Genomic DNA, 21822 nt, shown 5'->3' with positions numbered 1-21822 from the left:
GGAGACGGTCCGGAGAACTACGCCTGGTGACGGGCCTCGAAGGCGGCGCGTTCGGTTTCGTAGCGCCACTGGAGTGTGGCCTTGGGGCTGGCGTTCAGCAGTTCGCGGCAGCGTGCGGTGACCCTGCCCGTACGGGGATCGCTGGTGGCGCAGGCCGCGGTGGGGCGGTGGTCGCCCACGGCGCGCCAGAGGCTGCGGCCCTGGATGAAGGCGTGCTCCAGTGAGGTACGGGCGCTGTCGCGCAGCTGACGGTACGACAGGTGGTGCTCGGTGACGGCGCGGGCGTACTCGACGGTGATGTCGGTGCCCGACACGCCCTGGTCGTCGGTGGACAGCGCCACCGGGACGCCCGCGGCCAGGTAGCGGTTGATCGGGTGGTCGTCACCGCAGACTTCGAGGATCTGGCAGTTGCTGGTCAGCGGCACCTCCACCGCGATGTGGCGGCGCGCCATGGTCCGCAGGAGCTGCTGCGGCCGGTCCTCGCCCATGATGTCGACGCCGTGGCCGATGCGCTCGGCGCCCGCGGTCTCGACGGCGTCGCGTACGTGGAACCTGAGGTCTTCGGGCGGGGCCACCTTGCTGGTCAGTTCACCGGCGTGCAGCGTGACATGGGCCGTGCGGTAGACCGAGCGCAGGTACTTGATCATGCGCATCTGCAGGTGGTAGTCGCGCAGCGCGACGGGCGCGTCCTCGGCCTGCACCAGGTTCACCCCCACGTAGCGGGGGTCCTTGTCGGCCATCTCGAAGCCCGCGAGGAGCTGGGTGAAGACGAACTGCGGGTCGGCGGCCCGGCCGACCTGGAAGTCGAAGCGCACCTGGACCTTGCAGGCGGGCTGCGGGTCGGGAGCGTCGCAGCCGAGGGTGTCGCGCTGCTCGGCCATCTCCCGGGCGGTCTCGGCCTTCGCGTCGTCGAGGACGCGGTGCAGCTTGCCGCCCGCGAGCAGCGCGTCCCGCATCCGCCCGAAGTCACCGGTCCACTCCAGGTCGGCGCCCAGCTTCTGGAGGGCGGCGCCCTGCGGGGTGAACAGCGGTTCCACATAGTCCTGGTGGTTGGCAGCGGCCACCTTCGTCACCTCGGCGACCAGCCGGCCGCGGTGCGACCCGGTGACGGCCTTGAACTTGCCGAAGGTGGCGAAGAAGTGGTCGTGCCCGCTCTCGGCGGGCGACTCCTTGAAGTCCTCCATGGACCAGGCGTGGATGACGTCCTGTCTGAAGTCGTGGTCGGACACGGCGTCCTGGGCGGGCCGGGTCCCGGGCCCGCACGGCGGTGCGGACGCCGTCAGCGTGGCCGTGTCGATACACAGCCCGTCGTCCGCCGCGAAGCCGATCAGCGCCTCGACCGGCACGGCCCCCGACAGATGGGTGTGCAGGTCCCCGCCCTTCGGCATCGGACGCAGAAAGGCACGGAGCCGGTCCGGGTTGTCCTTCACACGGTCGAGGTACCGCTGGGTCCCCGCGGTCGACCCGTCCTGCCAAGGGCGTTGCACGGCGGGCCTGTTCGGGGGCGCGGCCGCCGACGCACCGGGCACCGTGGCAGCCAGTACGGCGGTGGCCGCGGCGAGCAGGGCGGTCCCGGCGCGCAGTCCGGAGAAGGACCGGGCCCGGCGGACGCGGCCAGGGGCACGGGAGAAATCGGATCGAGAGGTTCCGTCTGTGGTCATGCGCAAAGAAATACCGGATCTTGATCCACTTTACGGTGACATTTGCCCGATCACACCGGTACGAGTGATGTCGGCGGCCCCAACCCCCCGCCGGGGACCGGGTGTCCGGCACTGGGCAGGGCCGTCCGACGAAGGGCTCAGGTCAGTCCCGGGCGGTCAGCCGCACCGGCAGCGTGGCGGTGCTGTTGGAGAACAGGGACGGCACCGGGGCCAGCCGGTCCGGGTCAGCGGCCAGGGTCAGGCCGGGATACCGGGCGAAGACGGCCGGCAGGGCGAGTGCCGCCTCCAGCCTGGCCAGTGGCGCGCCGAGGCAGAAGTGCGGTCCGTGCCCGAAGGCCAGATGCCTGCGCTGCTCACGGGTGATGTCGAAGCTCCCGGCGTCCGCTCCGTGCTGTCCCTCGTCACGGCCGACCGCGCTGTACGGCGCCATGACGGCCTCGCCCCTGGGGATCCGTACGCCGGCGATCTCGACGTCCTCCAGGGGGTAGCGGAAGGGGAAGTTCCCGATCGGGGCGTCCCAGCGCAGGGTCTCCTCCACGACATCGGCCCAGACCGACGCGTCACCGTTTTCGGCGATGGTCCGCTGGGCGGGGTGGGTCAGGAGGGCGCGTACCGCGTTGGTGATGAGGCTGAGGGTGGTCTCCTGCCCGGCGGACAGCATCACGAGGAGCGTCCCGACGAGCTCGTCCTCGCTCATGGCCCCGGGGTCGGACTCACGTGCGGCGACCAGGGCGCTCGTCAGGTCGTCGCCCGGGTGCTGCCTCCGTGTGGCGACGACCCGGGCCAGGAGCTGGTACTGCTCGGTCTGGCTCGCTCCGACCTCCTCCGGGGAGAGGTCGGAGCGGAAGACGTTGTCCATCAGCTCGCGCAGCCGCGGCCGTTCGTCCTCGGGGACGCCGAACAGCTCGCAGATGACCCGCATGGGCACGGGGTGGGCGAAGTGCAGCCGCAGATCGACCGACCCGTCGGGCCCGGCGTGCGAGGGCAGCGCGTCCAGCAGGTCCCGTACGATCCGCTCGATCCGGGGGCGCAGCGCCTGCACCCTGCGCGGAGTGAGGGTGTCGGTCACCAGCCGGCGCAGCCTGCGGTGCTCCTGGCCGTCCGCCGTGACCATGTTGGTGACCTTCACCATGCCTATGAGCGGCCAGTCGTCGGCTATCTCACCGCGCCTGACGGCGCTCCAGTTGTGCCAGTCCTTGCTGAAGCGCGGATCGGCCACCAGGTCGTTCAGCAGGGCGTGGTCGGTCACCGACCAGGCCAGGATGTCTCCGGGGAGCCGGACCCTGACCACGGGTCCGAGTGCGCGGAGGGTGGCGGCCTCGGCGTGGTGGTCGGCGCCGTACGGATCCAGGGTGAGGAGCGGGACCTCCGGGGAAGGGGGCACCGGGTGCGAAGTCATGTGCTTCTCCTAGGGTCGCTCGTCATGGCTCGATATCGCGCTCGTCTATTGCTCGTTCGGGTCGTGGCGGTCCCGCGCGGATGTGCCGTCCACGGTGTCCGCTCCGTACCGCGCGGAGAAGACCACGGGCAGCGCGACGGGCACGCGTGTCCAGGGCGAGGGGCGCCAGGTCACGTCCGACGCGGGGATGCCGAGTCTCATGTCGGGCAGCAGATGCAGGACGGTATGGACGGCGGTACGGGTGATCAGCCGGGCCGGCACCTGGGCGGGGCACACATGCGCACCGGCCGAGAAGGCGAGATGCGCACGGTTCCCCGGCTCCACCCCGCCGTCGGCGGCGCGGGCCACCGGGTCGTCGTTGGCGGCGGAGATCCCGAGGATGAGTACGTCGCCGCGCCGGATCTGCTGTCCGCCCAGCTCGGTGTCGCGCAGCGCGTAGCGGGCGGGCATGTTGTTCATCGGCGGGTCGCGCCACAGCGCCTCGTCGAGCGCGTCGTCCACTCCGAGCCGCCCGCCGTGCATCCGGGCCGCGAACCGCGGGTCGGTGAGCATCAGCCGCAGCGTGTGCGAGATCCACGCGGTGACGGTCTCGTTGCCCGCGGAGATCATCACGACCATCGACTGGAGCTGCTCCGCCTCGTCCCGCAGATCGGGGTGGCCGAGCAGCGCGGTCGTCAGGTCGTCGCCGGGCGCCGCGCGCCTGGCCCGGAGCGTGTCGGCGAGGATCTGCTCGAAGTGCCGGTTTCCGCTCTGGGAGTCGTCGGCGCTGCCGAACAGCGCGATGAGTGCGTTGAGCAGCTCCCGCCCTTCGCCGCTGTCCAGGCCGAACAGCGAGGCGATGGAGAGCATCGGGACGATCGTGGCGTACTCGTTGACCAGATCCGCGTCGCCACGTGCGGAGAACCCGGCGATCAGCCTGGCGCACACCGACTCGACCTGGCGACGGGTGCGGCGCTGGTCGATCCGGGCCACGCCGTCGTCGAGCGGCCGGCGCAGCCTGCGGTGTTCCTGGCCGTCGGCGCCGATGACGTTGGCCCGCCAGGCCATCATCGGGAGCAGGCCCGAATCCGGTGACACCACACCGGAGTTGAGGTCACGCCAGTTGCGCGCGTCCCGCGAGTACACCTGCTCCTGACGGGTGATGGTCAGCAGTTCGCGGTAGCCCATGACGAGCCAGGCGGGTACCCCCGGCTCCAGCTCCACCTTGGCGACGCTGCCCCACTGTTCGCGCAGCCCGCGGTAGGCGGCCTGCGGATCGCTGGACCCGACGGCCTCGGACAGCGGGAGCAGACCGGTGGTGTGGCCGCGGCGGGCCGGGCAGGACGGCGGCGGAAGGGAATGGCTCATGAGGCACTCTCCGGTACGCGCGCCGCTCCGGCGCTCATCACATGGTGGACGAGGCTGATCAGTGCGTCGAGTGACGAGGTGCGCTCCCGGGCGTCGCAGATGACGACGGGCGTCTGCGGCAGCAGGTCGAGCGCGACACGCAGTTCGTCGGCCGAGTAGTACTCGCTGTCCGGGAAGCGGTTGACGGCGACGGCGAACGGCAGCCCACGGATCTCCAGTTGCTCCAGTACGTCGAAACTGTCCTCGATCCGGCGGGTGTCGACCAGGACCAGGACCCCGATGGCGCCCTCGGCCAGCCCTTCCCACAGGTCCCAGAACCGGCGCTGCCCGGGAGTTCCGAAGAGGTAGAGCACCAGCCGGGAGGTGACCGTGATCCGGCCGAAGTCCATGGCGACGGTCGTGGTGGTCTTGGTGCCCATGCCCGCGAGGTCGTCCACCCCGATACTCGCCCGGGTCATCACCTCCTCGGTGCGCAGCGGTTCGATCTCGCTGACCGAGCCGACCAGTGTGGTCTTGCCGACGCCGAACGCTCCCACGACGAGGATCTTGACCGCCTGCTGGACGGTGTCGGCCAGATAGCGGTCAGCGGAGACGGCAGAGACCATCGAGTACCTCCTGAAGCAGTTGCCCGTCGGGCCGCACGGCCCGCGGTACACCGGAGCGCGCCGACAGATGACCGCTGTCGACGAGGTCGGACACCAGCACTTTGACCAGACTCACCGGCAGTTGGAGGTGGGCCGCCGCTTCCACCAGGGAGAGCAGCCGTCGGCACATCCGCAGCAGGGCGCGCTCCTCCCGGGTGGCGGAGACGGGGAGGTCGTCCGGAGCGCTGACGGTGATGAGGAGGGTCTCCACACCGATGGTGTTGCGTGTGGGGCGTGAGCGTCCCTTGCTGATCACATAGGGGCGTAACGCCCGGTCCGTGTATCCCCCCTGCGGGTCGTTCACCGAGCGGATCCCGGCCTGGGCGGGCTGCTGAGGTTGGCCGCGCCGATCCTCATGACCTGCGCCTGCATCTGGCGGGCCACCATTTTCGGGTCGACCACCGGGCCTGTCACCACGGCGAGATGGACGTTGTCGGCGCTGCGCATGAAGAGGAAGCCGCCGTTGAACTCCACCATCTGCTGGTGGACCGAGCCGCCGTCCTCGCCGAACTCCCGTCCCAGGCTGCGTCCCAGGGACTGCAGCCCCGAGCAGTTCGCCGAGAGACGGTCGGCCGCGTCCCGGTCCATCCCGTCGGAGCTGACCAGCAGGAGCCCGTCCGCGCTGAAGACGATCGCCTCACGCACTCCGGGGACGGCCGCGACCTCCGAGATCATCCAGCCACGCTGCTGGGGGTTGTCCACGTAACTCATGCTCACGCCTGTCCTTCTGCGGAATCGGGGGTGTGGGGGGACGGGCCGTCGGAGCCGTCCTGCGGGCCGGGGCCCGGTTCGGGCGCGGAGCGGCCGCCCTCGAAGAACTGCTCCATCCAGTCGCCCGCCTCCTCGGGGGTGGCCCGGGACATGGAGCCGGTCCGGTTCTCGTCCGGCGGCAGGTCGGACGGGCGGTACTCGTCGCGGCGCGAGCGCCGGCGCGGCAGCCGTCTGGTTCGCTCGCCGCCCTGCTCGTAGAGCGGAATGGCCTGTTGGGCCGGGTCGGCGGGCATCGCGGGACTCTGCGAGGTCTGCCCGGGGAGCGTGGCGGAGGGCGGATGGCCCGCCTCGGGGGCGGGAGCGGGCGGCGGCACGGAGGCCGGGCGGTCGGCGGGCGGGCCTGGCGGGTCGATGGCTTCCAGTACGTGGCTGGGGATCAGCACCACGCAACGGACACCGCCGTACGGGGAGGGCCCCAGGTCGACACGGAAGCCGTGCCGCCGGGCGAAGCGCCCCACCACCGCGAAGCCGGTCCGCGGGATCTCGCCGACGTCGCCGACGCCCAGCAGCCTGCGGCCCGAGGCGACTTCGCGTGCTTCGACGAGCCGGTACTCGTCGAGGCCGAGGCCGCCGTCGTCCACTTCGATGACCGCGCCGCGCTGCACGGTCCGTACGGTCACCGGTACCGCGGTGCTCGGCGGGGAGTACTCGGTCGCGTTGGCGAGCAGTTCGGCCAGCAGATGGATGAGCGGTTCGACGACGGGCGCGGCGATCCCCACGTCGGGGTCGCCCGAGACCTCGACACGGGTGAACGCGACGATCCGCCCCGACGCGGCCCGCACCACGTCGACCAGGGCCAGCGGCTTCTGCCACTGCTGTCCCGGCCATTCGCCGCACAGCACCTTGAGGCTCTGGGCGTGCCGGGCCTGCTGGGTCGCCGCGTGGTCGACGCGCATGGTGGATTCAAGGAGTTCGGCGTCGCCCGGGTACCGGTCGGCGAGCCCTGTCACGGCGGCCTGGATCCGGTGTGCCGAGGTCTGGACCCGGCTGGCGAGCTCGACCAGGGCAAGCCGCTGTGACTCCTCGCGGTACTCGACCGCTTCCCGTACCTCACCGAGCAGCCGGTCGAGGAGCCGGGCCACGCTCTCGTCCAGCGGCCATGTCCCGTTCGACGGGCCCGGGTCCTCCCGGCCCGCCAGGGCCGCGGGCAGCCGCTGCCCGACGGCGTGCTCGACCTCGGCCTGGACCAGATCGCTCTGCTGCTGGGCCCGGCGGCGCCACTCGGTGTCACGCAGCGCCGTACGGTCGGCCTGTTCCGCGGCTTCACGCAGATGACGGGCGGCATCTGCGTCGGCCACCCGGTGCAGCCGTCGCAGTCTCACCAGAAGCATGAGCAGGGCCAGCACCGCGACGAGGTACGCGGTGACCGGGACGGGGCCGGTGGCGCCACTGCCCGTGAGCGGCACCACGGGGGCCGCGAGCGTGATGAGCGCGAGGCCCATGACCGCCGGCCAGAGATATGGCGTCCGTCGTGGCGGGGGGACGGACGCGGGAGAACGGGCCATGGAGAACCTTTGAATCGGCTTCGATTTGGCTGGGAACCGTTGCTCGGATGGAGGAGAGCCACGGCCTCACGAGGGGGGTGTCACCACGCGACGGGCCGATGCGGCGACCACGGTCACGGGACCCGTGGCGGTGTCGTCCGTCGCCACTCTGACAGGCTGCCACCCCGCACTACACGTAACTGCACGAACACCCTCCGCCTACCGGACGGCTCAGCGAGATCGTATAGTCGCCGCGCTCATCCGCGGGGCCGTTTCCGGCCATACCGTCCGTATCGATCACACCCGGCATATTCCGGTCGACTCACGCCGGGTACGGGTCGGGCAGCGGGGCACCGGCGGCCGGGGCCGCGCCGCAGGCGGAGTCCATCAGCATCCGGTACGCGGAGACCACCGCACGGTCATGGGTCACGAGGGCGTCGCCCCCCGGGCCTCCGACGACGGCGTGGTCCGGGATCTCCTGGACGGGAAGCCGGAGCAGTTCCAGCGGCGGAGCGCCGGTCAGGGCGTGCGGCCCGGCCGTCAGCGGCATGACCTGGAGGGTGATGTTCGGGCGGGCGGTCGCGTGCCGCAGGGCGTCAAGCTGCTCACGCATCACTTCGGGGGACCCCACGCAGGTGTACAGGGCGGCCTCCGGGATCAGCCCCCACAGGACGGCCTCCCGTTCCCGGAACCGCTCCTGCCTGGCCCGCAGGAACTCCGTACGCCGTGTCCGTACGGCGGGTGACGCCTCCGGGTGCCGGACCGCCTCGACCGCGGCGGCGTAGGCGGGGGTCCGCAGCAGGTCGGGGACCAGCGCGGGATGCCAGATCCTCACCACCCCGGCCGACGACTCGATACCGATGACGTCCCGCTGCCAGGGGGGCAGGATGTCGCGCCAGCGGTGCCACCACCCGGGCTCGTTCGCCCTGACCAGGCTGGCCCTGATCCGCCGCGCGTCGTCCTCGGGGTGGTTGTAGTACTCCAGGAGGTCCCTGACCTGCCCGGCGTCCAGAGCCGTCTCCGCCCGCTCGATGCGCCGCACCGTGGCCTCGGACAGATCCAGCGCCGCCGCGACCGCGGCCAGGCCGCATCCGGCGCGCTCACGGGCCAGGCGGAGCTGTTCCGCGACCACACGGTGCTCCAGGGTCGGGCCTGAGCGGGCTCTCACGGCGTCCATCTCCTTCGCGGCGAACCGGGCAACCGTAGTGTCACATTCTGTGTGATTCACACTCTGACAGTTGCAGAGTATGCCGAACATGTTGATAGTGCATATATGTCTGAATTCGATGGTGATGCCTCTGCCGCGCACTCCGACGACTGGGGCGACTGGGACGACGACGCCAGGGAAGACTTCGCCTACCGCTGGTCGACGCCGCGCATACCCGAGGGGGTCGTGGACTCCCGGCAGCACGTCCGCGACGCCATGCTGGCCTGGGGCGAGCCGGAGGAGCGGACGGAGACCGCCGTTCTGCTGGTCTCCGAACTCGTCACCAACTCCGTGCGCTACAGCGCCCGTTCGGCGACCGTGCGGTGCTGTCTGCGGCGGTCCTGCTCCCGGATAAGGATCCAGGTGTGGGACGCGGGCGGTGACGGCATTCCGGCCCAGCGCCGGCCGTCGGCGTGCGAGACGGAGCCGGACGGCGCGGCCCGGGCCGCTCTGTCGGAACGCGGCCGCGGGCTGCTCATCGTCACCGCCCTGGCAGCCGCCTGGGGCACCCGTCAGGATGCCGGCGGCCGGCTGGTCTGGGCGGACGTCTGACCCCGCGGCTCCTCCTCGACGCCCCTTCCTTGACGCCCCTTCGTCGAAGACCCTTCCTCGAAGCCCTGACCGGCGTCCTCAGCGCACAGTGATCCGGTGAAAGCGCCGCAGAGCCAGCGCCATGAAAGCGCCGGTGATCGCGCAAGCGCACAGCAGGGCGTACGGAAGAGCGTGTACGACGGGCCACGCGCCGCCCACCGGCACCCCGCCCGGCGGCGGGTTCCCGAAGAGCGCGCGCACAGCGGTGGCGGTCGCCGACACCGGGTTCCACTCCGCGACGGCCCTGAGCGGTCCCGGCATCGTCCCCGTCGAGACGAACGCCGACGAAACGAAGGTCACCGGAAAGAGCCAGATCAGACCGGCGCTCTGCGCCACCTCCACACTGCGGGCCATCAGCCCGATGGTGGCGCCGACCCAGGACATGGCAAAGGCGAAGAGCAGCACCAGGAGATAGGCGAGGGCCGCATCGGCCACCGAGCCCGCGATCCGCCACCCGACGAGCAGTCCGCAGAGCGACGTCACGGTGAGCGTGACGACGCTCATGGTCAGATCGGACAGGGTCCGGCCCAGGATCACCGCCATTCTGGGCATCGGCAGCGACCGGAACCGGTCCACGATGCCCTTGTCCATGTCGTGGGCGAGCCCGAGTGCGGTGAAGGCCGCGTTGAAGGTGACCGCCTGCGCGAAGATCCCGCCCATCAGGAAGGTCCGGTAGTGCGCGCCGCCGAGGCTCCCGCCGAACACATAGGCGAGGAGCAGGACGAACATCACCGGCTGGACGAGTGCGGCGATCACGGATCCCGGTGTGCGGCGCAGGTTGAGCAGATTGCGCCAGGCGATGATGGTGGCGTCGCGAGCCACTCGGTTCATCCGTGCCACGGCTGTCCCTCCCCCGCTCCGGGAGCGGGAACACTCCCGGCGGATACGGCCGCTGCCACCGGCTCACCCGCGGTCCCCCGGGAGGGGCCGCCGGTCAGCGCGAGAAAGACGTCGTCGAGGGTGGGCGGCGCCAGTTCCACGTCCTGCACCGCTATGCCGGCGAGCCGCAGACACCCCAGCGCGTACTCCAGGGTGTGCGCGCCGTAGTCGGTGGTGACCGTGAACCGGCCGGTGCGCCGGTCGAGTTCGGGTTCATGGGCCCCGAGGGAGCCGAGTATCCCGGAGGTCCGCGCCCTGGCGTCGGGGTCGGGGACGGTCAGCGCGAGGCGCTCGCCGCCCACCCTGGCCTTGAGGTCGGCTGCCGGGCCGCGCGCGATGGCGGTGCCCCGGTCGATGACGAGGATGCTGTCGGCCAGCTGGTCGGCCTCTTCCAGATACTGGGTGGTGAGCAGGACGGTGGTGCCGGCGCCGACGAGTTCCCGGATGGAGTGCCAGGTGTCGGCCCGGCCGCGGGGGTCGAGGCCGGTGGTGGGCTCGTCCAGTACGACCACGGGTGGCCTGGCCACCAGGGCGCCGGCGAGGTCGAGGCGCCGGCGCATTCCGCCGGAGTACGTCCCGCTCGGCCGGTCGGCCGCCTCGTCCAGGCGGAAGTCGGCAAGCAGTTCGGCTGCCCGGCGCCGGGCGGCGGCCCGGCGCATTCCGTACAGCCTGGCCACGAGATAGAGGTTCTCGCGTCCGGTGAGCTTCTCGTCCACGGCGGCGTACTGGCCCGAGAGACCGAGTCTGCGGCGCACCCCTTCGGGGTCCGCGACCACGTCACGGCCCGCTACCCTGGCGTGCCCCGCGTCGGGTCTCAGCAGGGTCGACAGGATCCGCACCATGGTGGTCTTGCCCGCGCCGTTGGGGCCGAGGACACCGAGAACGGTCCCCTGAGGGACTTCGAGATCGACACCTCCGAGTGCCTGTTTCGCACCGAACCGTTTGGTGATCCCTTCCGCCTGGATCGCTGAGGACGTCGGCTGAGCCGTCATCACTGCCTCTCGTCGGGTGCGTTCGGCCCGCCGGGCACACACCCGGCGGGCACTCCTACGGCAGGTCAGCCGACGGCGATCCGTGCGCTGCGCGGTGTCAGGTCGGTCCAGTTCCGGTCGACGTAGGTGAGGCAGGCACCGCGGTCGGCGGGCCCGAAGACCGCGTCCCAGCCGGCGGGCACCGCGGCGAACGAGGGCCACAGGGCGTGCTGTCCCTCGTCGTTGACCACGACGCGGTGCTGGGTCTGCGGGTCGTCGAAAGGGTTGGTCATGACAGGTCTCCTTGTCCGGTGCGGTGCGTGGCGCGCAGGGCTGCGGCCACGGTGGTTCCGATCTGCTCGCGGGCCGCGGGCTGCATCATCTGCGCGTGTGCGCAGGCCACGTCGTGGTTCTCGATCGGTCCTGTGATGTACGGCGCCCACAGGCCGGTTCCGAAGGTGTCGGCGGGGCGGCCCTCGGCGGCGGTGAAGAAGAGCGCGGGGCCGTGGAAGGTGCGGGGGGTGTAGGCCCGCATCAGCCGTGCCTGTCCCGCGAAGTTGTCCACCATGTGATCGATCGTGGCCGGTTCGAGGGCGCCCAGCGGGCTGCCGGTCCGGCGGAACTCGTCGCGTACCGTCGTGGCGTCCACGGGGGCGCCCGTGTCCAGCGCGGCCCCGTCCACACCGAGGTTCCCGAGCAGCGCCCGGAAGACCGTGTCGCGGTCGGCACTGTCCAGGTCGTCGAGCGGTGCGACGGGGAACGCGTCGAGGATGGTGAGCAGGGCGACGCGCTCCCCCGCCTCCTGGAGCTGGACGGCTATTTCCTGGACCACGTTCCCGCCGAACGACCAGCCGAACAGGTGGTAGGGACCGTGCGGCTGGACCTTCCGCAGCTCCGCCACGTAGACGGCGGCCATCGCCTCGATGCTGTCGGGGAAGGGAGCCGCGCCGTCCAGGTTCGGGGTCTGGAGTCCGTACAGCGGGCGGCCCTCGTCCAGGTGCGGCAGCAGGCCGGCGTACGACCAGGCGAGACCGCCCGCGGGGTGGACACAGAACAGCGGGGGGAGGCCGCCGGCCGTGCGCAGCGGCAGCAGCGTCGTCAGTGGGCTGTCGGCCGCACCGTCGAGCCGGTCCGCGAGCCCGGCCGGGGTCGGGGCCTCGAACAGGGCGCGGATGCCGAGTTCCGCCCCGAGCGCCGTGCGGATGCGGCCGATGAGACGGGTCGCCAGCAGGGAGTGCCCGCCGAGCGCGAAGAAGTCGTCGTCGATCAGGACCTGGTCGAGTCCGAGCACTTCGGCGAAGAGCTGGCAGAGCACGTCCTCGCGCGGGGTGCGTGGGACCCTGCCGCTCTCCCCGTCCCGGGTACGCGGTGCGGGGAGCGGAAGCGCCGCGCGGTCGAGCTTGCCGCTCGGGGTCAGCGGCAGCCGCTCCAGCGTGAGCCAGCCGGACGGGACCATGTAAGCGGGCAGTTGGCGCGCCGCGTGGTCGCGGAGCCCGGCGATGTCGTCCGGTGCGGCGCTGTCGGCGGGCACGACATAGGCGGTCAGTCCGGCGCCTGCGCCGCTCCCGTGCACGGCCACCGCGGCCGCGTCGACGCGCGGGTGGGCCGCCAGTACGGCGGCGATCTCGTCCGGCTCGACGCGGAAGCCGCGGACCTTGGCCTGGTTGTCGGAGCGTCCGGCGAATTCCAGCTCGTCGTCCCGGGTACGGCGGGCCCTGTCCCCGGTGCGGTACATCCGGCTGCCGGGCGGCCCGTACGGGTCGGGCAGGAAGGTACGGGCGGTCTCCGCCGGGCGGCCCGGGTATCCCAGGGCGAGGCTGTCGCCCGCGAGGTAGAGGTCGCCCACCACACCGGCGGGTGCGGGGCGCAGCGCGTCGTCGAGTACCTGGACGCGGGTGCCGGTCACGGGGGCGCCCAGGACCGGGCGGGCCGCTGCTGTCAGCCGGGTCTCCAGGGTGTCGACGGTGGCCTCGGTGGGCCCGTAGAAGTTCCAGCCCTGCGTCCTGGGGGCGGCGCGCAGTTCGTTCCACAGCTCGGGCGGCACGGCTTCGCCGCCCAGGATCAGCACGGCGGGGTGGTGCGCGCCGTCGGCGAGCAGCCCGCTGTCCAGGAGCTGCCTGGCATGGGTCGGCGTGGTCTCCAGGACGTCGATCCTGTCCGCCCGCACGCTCGCCACCAGGGCTTCGGGGTCGCGCCTTGTGAGGTCGTCCACGAGGTGCACGCGGTGGCCGTCGAACATCCACAGCACCGGGTCCCAGGCGGCGTCGAAGGAGAGCGTCGCGGTGAGCGCGGCGGTCAGCCGGGCCCGGCCCGCGGTGCGCGCGGCCGGTGCGTAGACCTGGTCGCTGTGGTGTTCCAGGAGACGTGCGAGGGAGTGGTGTGAGACGAGTACGCCCTTGGGCCGGCCGGTCGAGCCCGAGGTGTGGATCAGATACGCGGGATCGTCCGGGCCCGGGCGGTGCGTGGGGCCCGGTGCGGGCAGGGCCGGCGCGCCCGCCGACCGGTCGCTGTCGAGGACCGTGAGGTGCCACGGCCCGGGTATCCGCCCGGCGGTGTCGGCAGCGGCGACGACGGTGCGCGGCCGGGCGTCGTCGAGTATCGCTGTGATGCGTGCCGCGGGCAGACTGTCGTCCACCGGCGCGTACACACCGCCGGCCTTGAGTACGCCGATGAGCGCGGCGACGGAGTCGGTGCAGCGGGGCAGCAGGACGACGACCGGGTCGCCGGGGCGTACCCCGGCGTCGGCGAGGAGCCCCGCGATGCGGTCGGAACGGGCGTCGAGTTCGGTGAAGGAGAGGCTGCCGTCGGGTGCGGTGACCGCGATGTCGCTGGTCCGCGCGGCGGCGACGGTCCGGGCGAAGCGGTCGAGCACGGTGCCCGGTCCGCCGTGAGCGGCCCGGCCCTGTCCGAGAGCGAGGAGACGGGTCTGTTCGGCGGCGGGGATCAGGGCGAGGTCGCGGACGGGGGTGTCCGGTGCGGCGGTCGCACCTTCGACGAGCCGGGCGAACCAGTCCGCGAGGTCGCGGGCGGTCCCGGGGTCGAAGAGGTCACGGCTGAACTCCAGCGTCCCTTCGAGCCGGTGGTCGCCTGCTTCGCCGCGCTCGGTCAGGCTCAGCGAGAGGTCGAACTTGGCTCCCCCGGTATCCACCGCGCTCATCTGCGCCTGGAGGCCGGGGAGTTCGAGCTGGGGGCGGCCGGTGTTGTTGAGGGTGAGCATGACCTGGAAGAGCGGGTGCCTGCTGAGCGAGCGGTCGGGCCTGAGCTCCTCGACCAGCCGCTCGAAGGGGACGTCCTGGTGGGCGTAGGCCGCCAGATCTGCTTCGCGCACCCGGCCCAGCAGCTCACGGAATGTGGGGGCGCCTTCGGTACGGACGCGCAGGGCGAGCGTGTTGACGAAGAAGCCGACGAGTCCGTCCAGCTCCTCGTCGGTCCGGCCGGCGACCGGTGTCCCCACCGTGATGTCGTCGCCGGCCCCGATCCGGTGCAGCAGGGCGGTCAGCGCGGCGTGCAGCACCATGAAGGTGCTGGTGGCGGTGGAGCGGGCGAGCCGGGTGACCGCCTCGGTGGTCTCCGGCGAGAACCGCAGGGCGACGGTGCCGCCCCGGCCGCTGGAGCGCGCCGGGCGGGGACGGTCGGCGGGCAGCACGGTGTCGGCCGGCGCCGATTCCAGCTGCTTGCGCCAGTGGGCGAGCTGACGCGCGGCCAGGCTGTCGGACCGGTCGGCGGCGCCGAGGACGGCGCGCTGCCACAGCGCGTAGTCGGCGTACTGGACGGGCAGCGGTGTCCAGGCCGGTGCACGGCCCGCCACCCGGGCGCTGTAGGCGCCGGCCAGGTCCTGTGCGAGCGGCCCCATCGACCAGCCGTCCGCCGCGATGTGGTGGACCGTCAGGAGCAGCACATGCTGGTCGTCGGCGAGCGCGAACAGCTCGGCCCGCAGGGGGAGTTCGCAGGCGAGGTCGAAGCTCCGGACGGCGGACGCGTGCAGGGCTTCGGCGAGCCCGGCCGGATCGGCCGCGGTCACCGGGAGTTCGGGGCGGGCGTCGCCAGGAGCGAGCACGGTCTGCCGGGGTACGTCGTCGGTCTCCTGGATGAGGGTGCGCAGGCTCTCGTGCCTGGCCACCACGTCGGCCAGCGCGCAGCGCAGCGCGTCCCGGTCCAGCGTTCCGGTCAGCCGCACGGCGACGGGGATGTGGTAGGCGGCGTCGTCGGGGTCCATCCGGTGCAGGAACCACAGACGCTGCTGAGCGGGTGAGAGCGGCAGCAGGTCGGGGCGGGCCGCCGCTCGCAGCACGGGCCGTGCCGCGCCCGCCGTACCGAGCCGTTCGGCCAGAGCGGCGGGGGTGGTCGCCTCGAAGAGCGTACGGACGGGGAGTTCGACGCCGAAGGCCGAGCGGATCCGGCCGACGAGGCGGGTGGCCAGCAGGGAGTGGCCGCCGAGGTCGAAGAAGTCGGCGGTGCGGGCGACGCGGGTGTGTCCAAGGGTCTCGGCGAACAGGGCGCACAGGATCTCCTCCTGCGCCGAGTGCGGCGGGTCCGCCTGCTCGTCGCTCCCGGGCGCTCCGTCCGGCAGGGAACCGAAGTCGACCTTGCCGTGCACGGTCAGCGGCAGCCCGGGTACGGGAACGACCGTGGAGGGCACCATGTACGCGGGCAGCCGCCCGGCCACGAAGGTGCGCAGGGCACTCGGTGAGAGGTCCTGGCCGTCGCAGGGGACGGTCCACGCCACGAGCCGGCCCGCGCCGGACGCGTCGGGGCGTACGGCCACGGCGGCCTGGGCCACTGTGGCGTGCCGCAGGAGCGCCGCCTCGACCTCTCCGGTCTCGACCCGGAAGCCGCGGACCTTGACCTGGCCGTCGGCCCGGCCGACGTACTCCAGGTGTCCCGCGCGGCGGCGTACCAGGTCGCCCGTGCGGTACATCCGGGCTCCGGGCTCGCCGAAGGGGTCGGGCAGGAAGCGGGCGGCGGTGGCCGGTGCCCGGTTCTCGTATCCGCGGGCGAGCCCGGTGCCGGACAGATAGAGCTCACCGGTCACTCCCGGGGCTGCGGGGCGCAGCCGGGCGTCGAGCACCCTGGTGCGCATCCCGTCCACCGGCCGGCCGATGTGCGGGCGGGTCCCGGCGGTGATCCGCCCCATGACGCTGTCCACGGTGGCCTCGGTGGGCCCGTACAGATTCCAGACCGCGATGTCCTCCAGCGCCGCGAGTTCGTTCCAGAGCGCCTCGTTGACCGCTTCTCCGCCGAGGGCCAGCACCCGCGGGCGGGGCCGCCCCGGTGCGAAGAGGCCGCAGGCGCGGAGCTGTTCGAGGAAGGAGGGGGTGGTCTCCAGGACATCGATCGCGTTGGTGTGCAGATAGGCGGTGAGCGCTTCGGGGTCACGCCGTGACGCGTCGTCCACGAGGTGCAGTTCATGGCCTGCGATCATCCACAGCAGCGGGTCCCAGGACGCGTCGAACGTGGTCGCAGCGGTGAGCGCGACCCGGAGCGGCAGTCCGTTGTTGGCCCGCTCCGCAGGTCCTATGAGCCGCTGCTGGTGGCCCGCGAGCAGACTGGCGAGCGAACGGTGTTCCACGACCACGCCCTTGGGGCGGCCGGTGGACCCCGAGGTGTACAGCACGTACGCCGCGTCCCGTGGCCGGGGCGGCCGCGGCGCCGGGCCCGCCGTGCGAGGCTGCGGGATCGAGTCGCCGATGAGGAGCCTGGTGTGCCCGGTCGCGGGGAGCGCGCCGGCTGTTCCCGCGGTCGTCAGGACCAGGGCGGGCGCCGCCGTGTCGAGGATGAGCCGGTTGCGGGCGTGCGGGTGCGAGGGGTCGAGCGGCACATGGACCGCGCCCGCGCGCAGCACCGCGAGCAGGGCCACGATATGGAGGGAGGTGCGTGGCAGTGCGACCGCGACCCGGTCGCCGTGCCTGATGCCCGACTCGTGCAGCAGCAGGGCGAGTTGTTCCGTACGGTCATGGAGGTCGCCGAAGCTGAGGGCGCCGCCGGCGTCCACCACCGCGGTGCGGCCGGGGGTGACGACGGCCTGTGTGGTGAGGACGTCCACGACCGTACCGAGCGTGTCCGCCGGTTCGATGGGGCGGCCGCGCGAGGGTGTCCGGTCGTTCTCCGGGTCGCCGAGCGCGGCCGTGCGTTCGGTGTCCGTCAGGAATTCGGCGTCGGCGACGGGCCTGTCCGGGTGGTGCAGCAGAGCGGTCAGGAGGCGGGTGTAGTGGTCCGCGAAGCGCTCGGCGCTCGCTCGCTCGAAGAGGTCCTCGCTGTACTCGAGTTCCCCGGTGATCCCGGCAGGCGCCCCGGCCGCGTCGTGGTGCTCGGCCAGGTCCCAGGTCAGGTCGAACTTCGCGCCGGTACGTCCGGCCGCCGGGTCGTGCTCGGCCTTGAGCCCCGGCAGCGAGACCACCGGCGCCGGAGCGTTGTTGAGGCTGATCATGACTTGGAAGAGCGGGTGCCGTGCGGGGGTACGCGGCGGGTTGAGCGCTTCGACGAGCCGCTCGAAGGGCAGTTCCTGATGGGCGTAGGCGCTCAGGTCGGCGTCTCTGGTGCGGCTCAGCAGCTCGTGGAAGTCGGGAGTGCCCGAGGTGTCCGTCCGCAGGACGAGGGTGTTGACGAAGAAGCCGACGAGTTCGGCGAGGCTCTCGTCGGTGCGCCCGGCGACCGGTGTGCCCACGGCGATGTCCTCTCCGGCGCCGAGCCGCGCCAGCAGGGCGGCGAGTGCGGTGTGCAGCACCATGAAGGTGCTCGCGCCGTCGTGCGCCGCCAGGTCCACGAGGGCCCGGTGGGTGGCCGCGTCGATCCGGAACGGGACGGTGGCGCCGCGGCCCGAAGGGCGGGCCGGGCGCGGCCGGTCGGCCGGGAAGGAGATCTCGGCGGGCAGCCCGTCCAGGGCCGCGGACCAGTGCTCCAGCTGGCTTCCCGCGAGGCTCCGCGGGTCTGCGGGGTCGCCGAGCAGAGTGCGCTGCCACAGTGCGTAGTCGGCGTACTGCACGGGCAGCGGGTCCAGGCCGGGCTCCGCGCCGGCGCGGCGTGCGGTGTAGGCGTGCGACAGGTCGTGCAGCAGCGGGCCCATCGACCAGCCGTCCGCCGCGATGTGGTGCAGCGTCAGCACCAGCAGGTGGCTGTCGGGGCCGGTTGCGGTCAGCTCAGCCCGCAGCGGGAGGTCGCGGTCCAGGGCGAAATCGGCCCCGCCGGTACGGATGTGTGCCGCGTCCTGCCCCGGGGTGAGCAGCGGTACCCGGATGTCGTCCGGCGCGAGGACCCGCTGGTGAGGGCCTTCGTCGTCCTCGGCGAAGACGGTGCGCAGGCTCTCGTGGCGCCGTACGACGTCGTCCAGCGCGGCGGCCAGCGCCGCCCGGTCGGGCGATCCGGTCAGCCGCAGGGCGACCGGCAGGTGATAGGCACGTCCGCCTTCGCCCATCCGCTCGATGAGCCACAGCCGCTGCTGGGCGAAGGACAGCGGGATCCGTGCGGGGCGCGGGAGAGCGGGCGTCACGGCGGGCCGCGCTCCGTGCGCGGTGTCCAGCAGGGCGGCCAGCCCGGCCGGGGTGGGTGCTTCGAACAGCGAGCGGATCGGGAGCTCGACGCCGAAGTGCGCACGCACCAGGCTCACCAGCCGGGTCGCCAGCAGGGAGTGGCCGCCCAGTGCGAAGAAGCTGTCGTCCCGGCCCGCCCTGGGCAGGTCGAGGCATTCGGCGAAGAGCGCGCACATGGCGGCCTCTTCGGGGGTACGCGGCTCGCCTCCCGCCCGGGCCGCCACCGGGGCGGCGTGCGGGAGCCGGGCCGGGTCCAGTTTGCCGTTCGGGGTGAGCGGGAGCCGTTCGACGGCGGCATAGGCGGTGGGCACCATGTGCTCGGGCAGTACGTCCCTGAGGGCGTCGCGGATGTCGGCGAACACCGGTGCGGGCTCCGCGCGGCTCACCAGGTAGGCGGCGAGCCGCTCCACTCCCCCGCCCGCCGGGCCGGTGAGCGTCACGGCGGCCTCGTCGACGCCGGGCAGCGAGCGCAGCGCGGACTCGATCTCACCGGTCTCGACGCGCTGTCCCCGTATCTTGATCTGCTGGTCGCTGCGGCCCGCGAACTCCAGGGTGCCGTCGTCGCTCCAGCTCGCGAGGTCTCCGGTGCGGTACATCCGGCCGCCGCGTGCGCCGAACGGGTCGGGCAGGAACCGGTCCGCCGTCAGGCCCGGCGCGCCCTCATAGCCGCGGGCGACGCCTTCGCCCGCGAGGTAGAGCTCACCGGTCGTACCGACGGGCAGCGGGTGGAGCGCCGAGTCCAGGACGTAGGCACGCGCACCGGACACCGGCCGGCCGATCGTCGGGGTCCCGCCGGAGATCCGGGTCGTGACCGCGTCGACCGTGGCTTCGGTAGGGCCGTAGAAGTTGAAGACCAACAGGTCCCGATGGTTGGCGAGTTGGGACCACAGCGCGGGGTCGACCGCTTCCCCGCCGAGCGCGATCACCTGGGGGCGGTGCACGGGAGAGCCGAGCAGTCCTGCCGTGATCATCTGACGGAGATAGCTGGGGGTGGTCTCGATGGCGTCGATACGCCGGTCCACCAGGAACGCGACCAGCGCCTCCGGGTCCCGGCGCGTCTCGTCGTCCACGATGTGCAGCTCGTGTCCGGCCAGCATCCACAGGACCGGGTCCCAGGAGGCGTCGAACGAGGTGGCGGCGGTGAGGGCGACCCGCAACCGGCGGCCGAGCGCGCGTTCCGCCAGGGCGTGGGCCTCCCTGCGGTGGTGGGCCAGCAGGTTGGTCAGGGAACGGTGCTCGACGACCACACCCTTGGGGCGCCCGGTCGAGCCCGAGGTATAGATGACGTACGCCGAGTCGCGGGGGCCGGGAGGCGCGGCATCCGTCGGCGTGGACAGGGGCACGAGGGGGTCGGCTGCCCCCGGCTCCACCAGGGGCAGCGCGCCCGCCGGGTCGGTACGGTCCGCCGACTCCCGTGTCGCGACCAGCGCGACCGGCCGGGAGTCCTCGATCATGTGGGCGAGCCGGTCGGCCGGGTAGGTGGGGTCGAGCGGCACATAGGCGGCGCCCGTCCGCATGACGGCGAGCATCGCGACCACCAGCTCGGCCGAGCGGGGCAGTCCGACCGCGACCCGGGTGCCCGGGCCCGCGCCGATGGCGGCGAGCCGCGCCGCGAGGGAGTTCACCCGCGCTTCGAGCGCTCCGAAGGTCAGCCGGACGCCGCCCGACACCACGGCGGTGTCCAGCGGGCGCTCACGGGCCTGCGCCGCGAACTGCTCGGGCAGCGTCCCGGTGGCAGGAGCGGCCTGCGGCGAGCCGGGCTCCGCGCTGTCCCCCGAGGCCAGGGCGATGAGGCGGCGCTGCTCCGGGTCGCCGACGGTACGCAGCGAACCGATCTGCCGGGTGGGGTCACCGGTGAAGGACTCGACCAGGCGCAGGAGACGGTCATGGTGGCTCTCCAGTTCCCGCTGGGTGTACAGCCGCGGGTTGCCCAGCAGGTCGATCCGGAGTCCACCGCCCCCGTACGAGGCGTGCACGGCCACCACCAGGTCGTCGACCGGGCCGACGGAGAGGTTGTGCAGGGTGGCGGTGTGCGGTCCGAAGCGGAGTGTGTCGTCGAACGCCAGCACGTTGACGGAGGGACCCACCAGCCGGCCGCCCGCGCCGGAGAGCCCGCGGTCGTGGCGGAGATCCTCCGCGGGGTACCGCTGATGCCGCAGCACCTCGCGGGCCCCGGCCGACGCACGCTTCGCCACGTCGCACACCCGGTCGGACGGAGACACCCGCAGCCGCAGGGGCAGGATGTTGGAGAGCATGCCCGGCGTCGTACGGGACACGGCGGTCCGCCGCCCGGTGACCGGCAGCCCCAGCACGACCTCGCGCACACCACGGTTCCGCTGGAGGTAGGCCGCCACGGCCGCCATGAAGAAGGTGGGCCAGGCGACACCGGAGGCTCGGGCCGCAGTGCGCAGCCGTTCGGCCCCGGCCGCGCCGATCTCACCGCTCACCGCCCGGAATCCGTGTCCGGGAGCAGCGGCCTCCTCCTCGGCGAGACCCACCGCCGGAGGGGCGCCGTCGAGGTGACCGGCCCAGAACTCCTTGTCGGCGGCGCGGAGTCCGGACGACTCGTAGGCCCGGTCCTCGTCGACCAACGGCCCCAGCGGCGCGGGAAGCGACGCGAGGGGCTCCGGGTCCGGCAGGGTCAACCGCGTGTAGGCGTCGGCGATACGGCCGAGTGCGAGCACCGCGCTGTAGCCGTCCAGGGCGAGGTGATGCACCTGCTGGTGGAAGAAGTGGCGGTCGGCGGCGAGCCGGTAGAGCGTCATCCGCACCAGTGGTCCCGCGGCCGGGTCGGCCGCGGCCGCGAGATCCGCGGCCATCAGACGCCGCGCCTCACCCGCCGGGTCCTGGTGGCCGGAGAGGTCGACCGACGGGACCTCGACGCCGCTGTGCGGGCTGACCCGCTGATGCGGGACACCGTCGCGCTCCCCGAAGGTGAGCCGCATCGCCTCCGTCTCGCGCGCGACATGGCGGACCGCTTCCCTGAGGCGTACGAGATCGACGGGGCCGGGGATGACGGCGTACTGCGCCACGTTGTACGACGGGTTGTCCGGGTCCAGTTTCTGCGCGAACCAGAGCCCTCGCTGAGCGGCGGTCAGCGGGAGAACCACTTCCCGGCTTTCGGCACGGCTGTCGTCCACCCGGCTGTCGTCCACCCGGCTGTCGCCGGTCGCGGTCCCCCCGACCGCGCCCGGGCGGGGAAGCCGCCGGGTCTTCCGTCCGACCGGTTCTCCGGCCCCTTCATGACGAACCACAGCTACTGCCTCCGATGCCGACATCGCCTCAAATGCGCTATCAACAAGCACTTCGGAGCCGAGGACGCCATGGACTGCCGCTGTGCCC

The 21822-nt window shown here is 72.5% G+C and carries 13 protein-coding genes; 1 reads left to right on the top strand and 12 read right to left on the bottom strand.

Features of this window, described 5'->3' with window-relative positions; genetic code table 11:
- Positions 1 to 17 precede the first annotated feature (17 nt).
- The 8 genes from OG510_RS35770 to OG510_RS35735 form a co-directional block, all read right to left on the bottom strand.
- Positions 18 to 1661, bottom strand: coding sequence for an adenosine deaminase (locus tag OG510_RS35770; protein ID WP_406142175.1), 1644 nt, complete (start codon positions 1659 to 1661; stop codon positions 18 to 20).
- A gap of 142 nt (positions 1662 to 1803) precedes the next feature.
- Positions 1804 to 3060, bottom strand: coding sequence for a cytochrome P450 (locus OG510_RS35765; protein ID WP_406142174.1), 1257 nt, complete (start codon positions 3058 to 3060; stop codon positions 1804 to 1806).
- Between the two features lie 45 nt (positions 3061 to 3105).
- Positions 3106 to 4407 carry a cytochrome P450 gene (locus OG510_RS35760; protein ID WP_406142173.1) on the bottom strand — a complete coding sequence of 434 codons (1302 nt, stop codon included), beginning with the start codon at positions 4405 to 4407 and terminating at the stop codon, positions 3106 to 3108.
- Positions 4404 to 5012 (bottom strand): GTP-binding protein, encoded by a 609-nt coding sequence (locus OG510_RS35755; RefSeq protein ID WP_406142172.1) that lies wholly within the window; start codon positions 5010 to 5012, stop codon positions 4404 to 4406. Before OG510_RS35755 ends, OG510_RS35760 begins: the two co-directional genes overlap by 4 nt.
- Positions 4990 to 5355 carry a DUF742 domain-containing protein gene (locus OG510_RS35750; RefSeq protein WP_406142171.1) on the bottom strand — a complete coding sequence of 122 codons (366 nt, stop codon included), beginning with the start codon at positions 5353 to 5355 and terminating at the stop codon, positions 4990 to 4992. The genes OG510_RS35755 and OG510_RS35750 overlap by 23 nt, the downstream gene beginning before the upstream one ends.
- Entirely contained in the window at positions 5352 to 5762 is a 411-nt protein-coding gene (locus OG510_RS35745; protein WP_164261071.1) for a roadblock/LC7 domain-containing protein, read from the bottom strand. The genes OG510_RS35750 and OG510_RS35745 overlap by 4 nt, the downstream gene beginning before the upstream one ends.
- 2 nt (positions 5763 to 5764) lie before the next feature.
- Complete coding sequence (locus tag OG510_RS35740) at positions 5765 to 7264, bottom strand: ATP-binding protein (RefSeq protein WP_406142170.1); 1500 nt, start codon at positions 7262 to 7264, stop codon at positions 5765 to 5767.
- 364 nt (positions 7265 to 7628) lie between these two features.
- Positions 7629 to 8474, bottom strand: a complete 846-nt coding sequence (locus tag OG510_RS35735; RefSeq protein ID WP_406142169.1) for a DUF5753 domain-containing protein — start codon at positions 8472 to 8474, stop codon at positions 7629 to 7631.
- Between the two features lie 105 nt (positions 8475 to 8579).
- Here OG510_RS35735 and OG510_RS35730 point away from each other — a divergent pair, with 105 nt between their 5' ends.
- Entirely contained in the window at positions 8580 to 9065 is a 486-nt protein-coding gene (locus tag OG510_RS35730; RefSeq protein WP_406142168.1) for an ATP-binding protein, read from the top strand.
- A gap of 78 nt (positions 9066 to 9143) precedes the next feature.
- On the opposite strand, the gene OG510_RS35725 is transcribed toward OG510_RS35730, so the two are convergent.
- The 4 genes from OG510_RS35725 to OG510_RS35710 all read right to left on the bottom strand — a co-directional run bounded on the left by OG510_RS35725 (position 9144) and on the right by OG510_RS35710 (position 21620).
- Positions 9144 to 9935 (bottom strand): ABC transporter permease, encoded by a 792-nt coding sequence (locus OG510_RS35725; RefSeq protein WP_406142167.1) that lies wholly within the window; start codon positions 9933 to 9935, stop codon positions 9144 to 9146.
- A complete protein-coding gene (locus tag OG510_RS35720) occupies positions 9932 to 10975 on the bottom strand; it encodes an ATP-binding cassette domain-containing protein (RefSeq protein ID WP_406142166.1) in 1044 nt (347 codons plus the stop codon). The genes OG510_RS35725 and OG510_RS35720 overlap by 4 nt, the downstream gene beginning before the upstream one ends.
- Positions 10976 to 11040: 65 nt before the next feature.
- Entirely contained in the window at positions 11041 to 11247 is a 207-nt protein-coding gene (locus OG510_RS35715) for an MbtH family protein (protein ID WP_164261059.1), read from the bottom strand.
- Complete coding sequence (locus tag OG510_RS35710) at positions 11244 to 21620, bottom strand: amino acid adenylation domain-containing protein (RefSeq protein ID WP_406142165.1); 10377 nt, start codon at positions 21618 to 21620, stop codon at positions 11244 to 11246. Before OG510_RS35710 ends, OG510_RS35715 begins: the two co-directional genes overlap by 4 nt.
- Positions 21621 to 21822: the final 202 nt, after the last annotated feature.

It is taken from the genome of Streptomyces sp. NBC_01089, from assembly GCF_045162975.1.
Lineage (GTDB): Bacteria > Actinomycetota > Actinomycetes > Streptomycetales > Streptomycetaceae > Streptomyces.
Note: the sequence above shows the minus strand (reverse complement) of the source record. Positions and strands in the feature narration are given on the sequence as shown.

Bases quoted from the DNA above. Each gene is read 5' to 3' on its own strand.
- OG510_RS35745 (WP_164261071.1), bottom strand. From the start codon at position 5,762: ATGAGTTACGTGGACAACCCCCAGCAGCGTGGCTGGATGATCTCGGAG.
- OG510_RS35760 (WP_406142173.1), bottom strand. From the start codon at position 4,407: ATGAGCCATTCCCTTCCGCCGCCGTCCTGCCCGGCCCGCCGCGGCCAC.
- OG510_RS35720 (WP_406142166.1), bottom strand. From the start codon at position 10,975: ATGACGGCTCAGCCGACGTCCTCAGCGATCCAGGCGGAAGGGATCACC.
- OG510_RS35770 (WP_406142175.1), bottom strand. From the start codon at position 1,661: ATGACCACAGACGGAACCTCTCGATCCGATTTCTCCCGTGCCCCTGGC.
- OG510_RS35730 (WP_406142168.1), top strand. From the start codon at position 8,580: ATGTCTGAATTCGATGGTGATGCCTCTGCCGCGCACTCCGACGACTGG.
- OG510_RS35765 (WP_406142174.1), bottom strand. From the start codon at position 3,060: ATGACTTCGCACCCGGTGCCCCCTTCCCCGGAGGTCCCGCTCCTCACC.
- OG510_RS35740 (WP_406142170.1), bottom strand. From the start codon at position 7,264: ATGGGCCTCGCGCTCATCACGCTCGCGGCCCCCGTGGTGCCGCTCACG.
- OG510_RS35715 (WP_164261059.1), bottom strand. From the start codon at position 11,247: ATGACCAACCCTTTCGACGACCCGCAGACCCAGCACCGCGTCGTGGTC.
- OG510_RS35725 (WP_406142167.1), bottom strand. From the start codon at position 9,935: ATGAACCGAGTGGCTCGCGACGCCACCATCATCGCCTGGCGCAATCTG.
- OG510_RS35755 (WP_406142172.1), bottom strand. From the start codon at position 5,012: ATGGTCTCTGCCGTCTCCGCTGACCGCTATCTGGCCGACACCGTCCAG.